Genomic DNA, 7,875 nt, shown 5'->3' with positions numbered 1-7,875 from the left:
CTGCGGGCAGCCTGTTCGCTGCGCGCTCAGTCTGTCCAACTGGCTGCGCCAGTAGTCGAACCCGGTCCGGGCTTCTCATCCCCGCCAGGCTGTGAAATATGCGAAAAAAAAGCCCGTACTTGCGTACAAGCTCTTCTTAAAATATGGCGGTGAGGCGGGGATTCGAACCCCGGATACGTTGCCGTATACACACTTTCCAGGCGTGCTCCTTCAGCCACTCGGACACCTCACCATATTGTATTGCTGCCTGACCGCTTGGGGGGCAACGGGGCGCTACTATAGGGAGTTGCGCTAAAACGGTCAAGCAGAATTTACGTGTTCACTGTTGTTTGGTTACGCAGTGTACATATTCCTCCGCCCGGACTGGCGCGGAGGATATAATTAACGCTGAGAGTCCAGTTTTTCGCCGTTGGTGACGACTTCCTGAGCTTTGCTGTAGCTCTCTATCAGCAACTGATAAGCTGGGAAGACTTTGGTATACACTTCTGCCCATTCAGCAGCGTCTTCACGATTCCATGTCCCCTGAATTTCAGACGCGACAGCAGCGGTATCCATCGGCACGACGCCAGCCTGAACCACGCGCGCCAGGGTAATTTCCTGCGCCATTTTACTGTAGGTGCCGGAAGCATCGATAACTGCGAACACTTTGTAACCTTCAGCAACCGCACTAATGGCTGGGAAAGCCATGCAAACACTGGTGATAGTACCGGCGATAATCAGCGTCTTACGACCGGTCGCTTTCACGGCTTTAACAAAATCTTCGTTATCCCAGGCGTTGATTTCACCTTTACGCGCCACGTATTGGGCGTGCGGCGCATTGGCGTGGATCTCAGGGATCAACGGACCGTTCGGTCCCTGCGGTACTGATGCGGTGGTAATCACCGGCATCTTCGCCAGAGAGGCCATTTTAGCCAGCGCGGCAGCACGTGCACGCAGTTCAGGCATTGGCATATCACCTACGGTCTGGAAAAGTCCGCTTTGGTGATCGATAAGCAGCATAACGGAATCATTTACATCGATGACCGGGCGTGAACCATTAAAGTTTGCAGGACTGGACATAGTATTCTCCTTTGATTCAAATTTGGCCAAAGCGGCCGGAGTTAAAATCGCGTACGGCTTCTGCGATTTCTTGTTTCGTGTTCATGACAAACGGACCGTAACCCACAATCGGTTCGTTTAACGGTTCGCCAGACAGCAGCAGCACGATGGCATCGCTGGTGGCTTCAATGTGCAGCGTTTTCCCTTGCTGGCTTAGCACCACCAGTTGCGCTTCGCTGGCTGGCGTGGTGCCGTTGACGGTGATATTGCCTTTCAATACCACCAGGGCGGTGCTCCATCCTTCCGGCTGGGACAACGTAAGCTGGTGATTACGTTGCAGGCGCATATCCCAGACGTTCAGTGGCGAGAAGGTATGTGCCGGACCTTTTGTCTCCTGATAGCTGCCCGCAATGACACGGAGAGTGCCGGCGTCATCTGGCAGCGAGGCAGTAGGGATAACATCACTACTAATGCCTTGATATCCTGGTACGGCCATTTTGTCTTTCGCTGGTAGGTTGACCCAGAGTTGCACCATTTCCAGCTCGCCACCCTTCCGGGTAAATTCCGGAGAATGGAATTCTTCGTGTAATATGCCTGCACCTGCAGTCATCCACTGCACGTCGCCTGGGCCGATAATCCCACCGCGGCCAGTTGAGTCACGATGTTCAACTTCACCGCTGTAAACGATGGTCACCGTTTCGAAACCACGGTGAGGGTGTTCGCCCACGCCACGTTTTTCATTACCTGGGGTGAAGGTATGTGGCCCGGCGTAATCCAGCAGCAGGAACGGACTTAACTGTTCAGCATGAGACTGGTAAGAGAACATCGAGCGAACCGGGAATCCATCGCCAACCCAGTGTGGGCGAGGTGCGGTGTAGACGCCTGTTACTTGTTTCATATGTATCTCCTCAGTGGCGTTATCTTGATGTGAATAAGCTTATATTCATGACAGAGAACTGAGTAGTAGCTAAAATAGCCTTCACAGTCTCATAAATAGGACAATAAGATGACTAAGCCGGATCTCAATGATTTCGCGTGGTTTGTTCACGTCGTTGAAGAGGGAGGATTCGCTGCGGCCGGTCGGGCGCTCGATGAACCGAAATCAAAACTGAGCCGCCGAATTGCACAACTGGAGGAGAGGCTGGGGGTGCGGTTGATTCAGCGAACCACCCGGCAGTTTAATGTTACTGAAGTTGGGCAAACGTTCTACGAACACTGTAAGGCTATGCTGGTGGAAGCGCAGGCAGCGCAGGATGCCATCGCGGCGTTGCAGGTAGAGCCGCGAGGTATTGTGAAGCTGACCTGTCCGGTCACTTTACTGCACGTGCATGTCGGCGCCATGCTCGCCCGTTTTATGGCACGTTATCCCGATGTATCCGTACAGCTTGAGGCTACAAACCGCCGGGTTGACGTGGTAGGTGAAGGCCTTGATGTCGCGATTCGCGTCAGACCCCGTCCTTTTGAGGATAGCGATCTGGTAATGCGTGTACTTGCTGACAGGGGGCATCGCCTGTATGCCAGCCCGCGATTGATCGATCAGATGGGCACTTTACATGCGCCAGCGGAGCTGACCCGATGGCCGGGTCTGAGCCTGGCCACGGGTAAGCATGTGCATCGCTGGGAATTATTTGGCCCACAGGGCGCGCGTGCGGAGGTGCATTTCACACCCCGTATGATCACCACCGACATGCTGGCTTTACGCGAAGCGGCAGTGGCAGGTGTAGGGGTCGTTCAGCTCCCACAATTGATGGTAAAAGCGCAAATAGCGGCGGGCGAGCTGGTGGCATTACTGGACGGTTGGGAACCAAAGCGAGAGATCATTCACGCGGTCTTTCCATCGCGCAGGGGGTTATTGCCGTCGGTTCGTGCATTGGTGGATTTTCTTACGGAAGAATATGCACGCATGAACGAGGATTAAATACGTAACATCAGTCCACAAAAAAGGCCGGTTAAACCGACCTTTTATTATCTGGACGCCATTCGGGCGTTTAAACAATCAGCGACTACGGAAGACAATGCGGCCTTTGCTCAGGTCGTACGGGGTTAGTTCAACAGTCACTTTGTCGCCCGTCAGGATGCGGATATAGTTTTTACGCATTTTACCGGAGATGTGTGCAGTAACCACGTGACCGTTTTCTAACTCTACGCGGAACATGGTATTAGGTAACGTATCGAGAACGGTACCCTGCATTTCAATATTGTCTTCTTTGGCCATCTAATCCTCTGGGGTATCACTACCGTAATTTGAACCGGCAAGATAATGCCGAAGTTCTTTTAATAAGTAAAGATTTGTGCGTTTAAAACGCAGCAAATCGGGTTTGGCGCATTACTCTAACCGCACACAACAAAGCCGCACTAAAAGCGCAACGTGTAAGGGAACGATGAGATAAACGATAGGCGTTGCCTGACGCGAACTGTTCCTTAACGGCGGCGGGGTAATGGGCTAAACCGACTCTGCGGCACCAATTATAACACCCCGACAAAAAATGTGCCGAAAACATTCACTCCTGAGGCGAAAATAACGTCCTGGGCACCCAGAAGTGGCTCGGTAGGCGCTGCTGGCGTAGCCTGCTTAAATGTTCAAGGTAGTCCCTGCGCGGAGTCTCAATGGCTCCCAGTGACGCGGTGTGGGTATTTAACACCTGGCAATCGATTAATTTTCCGCCCTGACGGATAAATTCAGCGCAAAAAACAAGCAGTGCGGTTTTGGATGCATTTTCCTGGCGACTGAACATCGATTCACCGCAGAAAAGGGTACCTTGCGCAACACCGTACATCCCGCCGACTAATTCATTTTGTCGCCATACTTCAATAGAGTGCGCGTGTCCAAGTTCATGCAACCGATGATAGGCATCCACGACATCATGCGTTATCCAGGTGCCTTCTTCCCGGTCGTTTGCACATCCTTCAATGACCTGACCAAACGCGTAATTAAGCGTCACGCGATACGGTGAGTGTTTATGAAAGCGCTTCATGCTGCGACTTACGTGAAATTTGTCAGGCCAGAGAATGGCGCGTGGGTCGGGCGACCACCAGAGAATAGGGTCGCCAGGGGAAAACCACGGGAAAATACCGCGTTGGTAGGCCATTAGCAGGCGGGCAGGGCTGAGATCGCCCCCCAGCGCTAATAAACCGTTAGGCTCGCGTAAAGCGCCTTCCGGTGAGGGGAAGGCGATAGAATGGCGGGACAGTTGCACCAGGCGCATGACAGCGAAACTCCACTACGCGAGTTGGATCGTTCAATAATAGCTTACAGACGTTGCTTAAACTGGTAATAACGCCCCTGCCTGGCTAACAGATCTGCGTGATTACCTTGCTCAATTATGTGTCCGTTGTCCATCACTATTATTTGATTAAATCGCGACAGTCCGCGCAGGCGATGTGTGACCATGAGTACGGTTTTATTGCGCATCACATCGTTAATCAATTCAAGCATTTGACTTTCCGTTGTCGCATCCAGACCTTCAGTAGGTTCATCCAGAAGCATCAGCGGCGCATCGTGCAGCAAGGCTCGCGCGATAGCCAAACGGCGTAGCTCTCCGCCTGAAAGCTGACGACCGCCTTCACCCAGCCAGGCATTGAGCCCGTCACCTTCAAGTAGTTTTTCCAGACCGACACGGCACAGCATCCCGGATAGCGCTTCATCGCTGGCGTGTGGCGCAGCCAGCAGCAGATTATCGCGCAATGTCGCACTGAACAGATGTACTCGCTGTGGTACGACGCTGATGCATTGGCGTAAAGCGGCTTCGTTCAGCGTTGAAATCGGATGATCGTTAATCAGGATTTCGCCGCTTTGTGGATCCCATGCACGGGTTAATAATTGCAGTAACGTTGATTTCCCACAGCCTGTCCGACCCAGAATCGCAATGTGTTCACCAGGTTTAGCGAGCAAAGAAAGGGTGTCCAGCGCTTTTTGTGTTTGCCCAGGATAGCTGAAAGACACCTCACGCAATGTCAGAGTAATTTGTTCCGAAACGGTAGCTTCCGTATCCGGGAAGGTGACTTCCGGTTTCTGCTCTGTCAGCTCGGTAATACGTAGTGCTGAAGCAATCACCTGGCCGAGATGTTGAAATGCGCCGGTAACAGGGGCCAGCGCTTCGAAAGCGGCCAGCGCGCAGAATACAAACAACGCTATCAGTGCGCCGGGTTGTGTGTTTCCACCTACGCCACCTGAAGCCATCCATAACATCATCACTACAGCCAGAGCGCCAATCAGCAGCATGACAGCCTGAGACAAGGCCGTTAATTCGGACTGACGACGCTGCGCTTCGTGCCACTGTAATTCGGTGGTTTCCATTTGTGTGCGATAGCGATCGCTGGCACCAAAAATGGTCAGCTCAGCCTGACCCTGTAACCAGGAGGTCAACTGCTGACGATATTGCCCGCGCAGATGCGTCAGGTTCTGCCCGGTGCTTTTACCCGCCTGGTAAAACAACGGAGGCAAGATAAACAGAGTCAGCAGCATAATGCCGCCAAGGGTGATGGCGAGCGTGAGATCGAGAACGCTCAATCCTAGCGTGACCACCACAATAACGACAAACGCGCCAACCAGCGGGGAGAGCACACGTAAATAGAGATGATCGAGTGTGTCGACATCCGCCACAACGCGGTTGAGCAGTTCGCCCTGACCGTATCGGGCGAGCCCGGCAGGGGAGAGCGGCAGCAATTTGCTGAAGGTGTAAATACGCAAATGCTGCAATACACGAAACGTCGCGTCGTGACTGACCAGTCGTTCGAAATAACGACCTGCGGTTCGGGTAATTGCCGCCCCGCGAACGCCAGCCGCCGGGAGCATGTAGTTAAAACTGTAGATCCCGGTGACACCGACAACGGCGGAAGCAGACAGGAACCAGCCTGAAAGCGTCAGTAAACCAATGCTTGCCAATAATGTGACGATCGCCAGAACGATCCCCAGTGTTAACATCCATTTATGACGCTTATACAGCGTCAGATAGGGTAGCAAAGCGCGCATTTAGATGTCCTCCTGACGGTGAGCCAGTAATGTCGCAAAAGCCCCGTTGGCTGCGCTAAGTTGCGCATAGGTACCTTGTTCGACAATCTGACCGTCTTGCATGACCCAGATAGCGTCCCAGTCGGCAAGATCTTCCAACTGGTGCGTAACCATCAGTGTGCTCTGGCGGCGCGATGCCGCATTCAACGCCTGCATCACGCGTTGTTCGCTGTGTGCATCCAGACTGGCTGCGGGTTCGTCGAGCAGCAGTAACTGACACGGGTTGAGTAAGGCGCGGGCAACGGCAACGCGCTGTGCTTGTCCGACAGAAAGTCGACCTGCTTGGTCGCCTACAGGGGTATCCACACCCTGAGGAAGCAGCGGTAAAAACTCACTGACCCAGGCGCTATCGAGCGCGGCCTGTAGCTGTTCTTCGCTGGCATCAGGGCATGCCAGCAGCACATTTTCACGCAATGTAGCAGCCGGAAGCTGCGGGTTTTGCCCAACCCATGAGAGTTGTTTACGCCAGGCGTCAGGCGACAAGTCACGAAGTTCAAAGCCATTAATACGCAATGAGCCCTGATACGAGAGAAAACCTGACAGGACATTCAGCAACGAGCTCTTACCGGAACCACTACGCCCAACCAGCACCGCGCGCTGGCCTGCGGGTAGGGAGAAGTTAAGCGGGCCAGCCAGAATTTTGCCTTCGGGTGAGGTGATGATCAGATTTTCGGCTTCAATTGCAACCGCGTCTTTGGTCGCCAGCTCAATATCGCCACGCTCAGGATGCGCGAGCGGGGTTTCCATGAACGTTTTCAGACTGTCGGCAGCGCCTACCGCTTGCGCCTTGGCATGGTAAAACGTCCCCAGGTCGCGCAGCGGCTGGAAAAATTCCGGTGCCAGAATCAGCGCCAGGAAACCTGCCGCCAGCGTGACGCCGGTTCCGTAGTGACCGAAATCAAGCTCGCCGAGATAAGAAAAACCGAAGTACACGGCTACCAGGGCAATAGAGAGCGAAGTGAAAAACTCCAGCACGCCCGAAGAGAGGAATGCCAGGCGAAGCACTTCCATCGTGCGCTGACGGAAATCCTGCGATGCAGCCCGGATGCTTTCCGTCTCCGCTTCGCCGCGACCAAAAATTCTCAGTGTTTCCATGCCGCGCAAGCGATCGAGGAAGTGACCGCTGAGTCGGGCAAGTGCCTGAAAGTTACGCCGGTTGGCATCGGCAGCGCCCATACCGACCATCGCCATAAACAGAGGGATCAGTGGTGCGGTTCCCAACAGGATAAGGGCTGCAACCCAGTTTGACGGGAAAACGGCAGCCACAATCAATAACGGGACGCAAACCGCAAGCGCCATTTGCGGCAAATAACGCGCATAGTAGTCATGCATATCGTCAATCTGTTCCAGAATCAGCGTGGCCCAGCTTCCGGCAGGCTTCCCCTGTATCCATGCTGGCCCCGCCTGTTGCAGACGGTCCAGAACCTGGCGACGAATCTCAAAACGAATATGTTGGCCCGCGTGAAACCCTATTCGCTCACGTAACCAGACAACCCACGCCCGCAGGATAAAAATCAAGACCAGCACGACGAAAGGGAACAGCAGCGCTTCACGGGGAATATTTTCCATGATCATGTGCTGCAGAATCCGAGCCATGAGCCAGGCCTGAGCGACAATTAACAGGCCACTCACGAACCCCAACAGGCGTGAAATATTCAGCCAGCGTTGAGAAATGACACTTTGCTGTTTTAACCAGCGGGTAAGCTCTTTTTGACGGGTTTTATTCATTGCACGCTTAGCAGGTGAGTTATTGGAATTTTTGGGCAGGACAATGTTACAACGGGGCAAAAATAAAGGCGACTTATAGTCGCCTTTTTTACTTTTGT

7 protein-coding genes, 1 tRNA gene and 2 pseudogenes are annotated in these 7,875 nt (G+C 53.5%); 1 reads left to right on the top strand and 9 read right to left on the bottom strand.

What is annotated here, in order from left to right; genetic code table 11:
* Positions 1–144 precede the first annotated feature (144 nt).
* From NNO03_RS21055 to NNO03_RS21045, 3 genes are all read right to left on the bottom strand, one after another.
* Positions 145–232, bottom strand: a tRNA-Ser gene (locus NNO03_RS21055).
* A gap of 149 nt (positions 233–381) precedes the next feature.
* Positions 382–1,059, bottom strand: a complete 678-nt coding sequence (locus NNO03_RS21050) for an isochorismatase family protein (RefSeq protein WP_005123590.1) — start codon at positions 1,057–1,059, stop codon at positions 382–384.
* 16 nt (positions 1,060–1,075) lie between these two features.
* Positions 1,076–1,936: a pirin family protein gene (locus tag NNO03_RS21045; protein ID WP_271450433.1), complete on the bottom strand. Its 861-nt coding sequence runs from the start codon at positions 1,934–1,936 to the stop codon at positions 1,076–1,078.
* Positions 1,937–2,044: 108 nt separating this feature from the next.
* Here NNO03_RS21045 and NNO03_RS21040 point away from each other — a divergent pair, with 108 nt between their 5' ends.
* A complete protein-coding gene (locus NNO03_RS21040) occupies positions 2,045–2,956 on the top strand; it encodes a LysR family transcriptional regulator (RefSeq protein ID WP_271450432.1) in 912 nt (303 codons plus the stop codon).
* 78 nt (positions 2,957–3,034) lie between these two features.
* Here NNO03_RS21040 and infA read toward each other — a convergent pair whose 3' ends face one another.
* The 6 genes and pseudogenes from infA to cydD form a co-directional block, all read right to left on the bottom strand.
* A complete protein-coding gene (gene infA / locus NNO03_RS21035; protein ID WP_002211347.1) occupies positions 3,035–3,253 on the bottom strand; it encodes a translation initiation factor IF-1 in 219 nt (72 codons plus the stop codon).
* Positions 3,181–3,351 (bottom strand): annotated as a pseudogene (locus NNO03_RS21030) (hypothetical protein); the annotation flags it as partial. The pseudogene NNO03_RS21030 and the gene infA, both read right to left, overlap by 73 nt.
* A gap of 113 nt (positions 3,352–3,464) precedes the next feature.
* A pseudogene (locus tag NNO03_RS21025) lies at positions 3,465–3,539 on the bottom strand (hypothetical protein); the annotation flags it as partial.
* Positions 3,540–4,244, bottom strand: coding sequence for a leucyl/phenylalanyl-tRNA--protein transferase (aat, locus tag NNO03_RS21020; protein ID WP_005123586.1), 705 nt, complete (start codon positions 4,242–4,244; stop codon positions 3,540–3,542).
* 44 nt (positions 4,245–4,288) lie between these two features.
* Positions 4,289–6,010 carry a cysteine/glutathione ABC transporter ATP-binding protein/permease CydC gene (gene cydC / locus NNO03_RS21015; protein WP_271450431.1) on the bottom strand — a complete coding sequence of 574 codons (1,722 nt, stop codon included), beginning with the start codon at positions 6,008–6,010 and terminating at the stop codon, positions 4,289–4,291.
* Complete coding sequence (gene cydD / locus NNO03_RS21010; RefSeq protein WP_271450430.1) at positions 6,011–7,777, bottom strand: cysteine/glutathione ABC transporter permease/ATP-binding protein CydD; 1,767 nt, start codon at positions 7,775–7,777, stop codon at positions 6,011–6,013.
* Between the last annotated feature and the right edge of the window lie 98 nt (positions 7,778–7,875).

The sequence above is a fragment of the Citrobacter sp. Igbk 16 genome (genome assembly GCF_028069755.1).
GTDB lineage: Bacteria > Pseudomonadota > Gammaproteobacteria > Enterobacterales > Enterobacteriaceae > Citrobacter.
This window is presented reverse-complemented; position numbering and strand designations above follow the sequence as displayed.

Excerpts from the sequence above, each read along its gene's own strand:
- NNO03_RS21045 (WP_271450433.1), bottom strand. The coding sequence starts at position 1,936 with ATGAAACAAGTAACAGGCGTCTACACCGCACCTCGCCCACACTGGGTT.
- cydD (WP_271450430.1), bottom strand. The coding sequence starts at position 7,777 with ATGAATAAAACCCGTCAAAAAGAGCTTACCCGCTGGTTAAAACAGCAA.
- NNO03_RS21040 (WP_271450432.1), top strand. The coding sequence starts at position 2,045 with ATGACTAAGCCGGATCTCAATGATTTCGCGTGGTTTGTTCACGTCGTT.
- cydC (WP_271450431.1), bottom strand. The coding sequence starts at position 6,010 with ATGCGCGCTTTGCTACCCTATCTGACGCTGTATAAGCGTCATAAATGG.
- NNO03_RS21050 (WP_005123590.1), bottom strand. The coding sequence starts at position 1,059 with ATGTCCAGTCCTGCAAACTTTAATGGTTCACGCCCGGTCATCGATGTA.
- infA (WP_002211347.1), bottom strand. The coding sequence starts at position 3,253 with ATGGCCAAAGAAGACAATATTGAAATGCAGGGTACCGTTCTCGATACG.
- aat (WP_005123586.1), bottom strand. The coding sequence starts at position 4,244 with ATGCGCCTGGTGCAACTGTCCCGCCATTCTATCGCCTTCCCCTCACCG.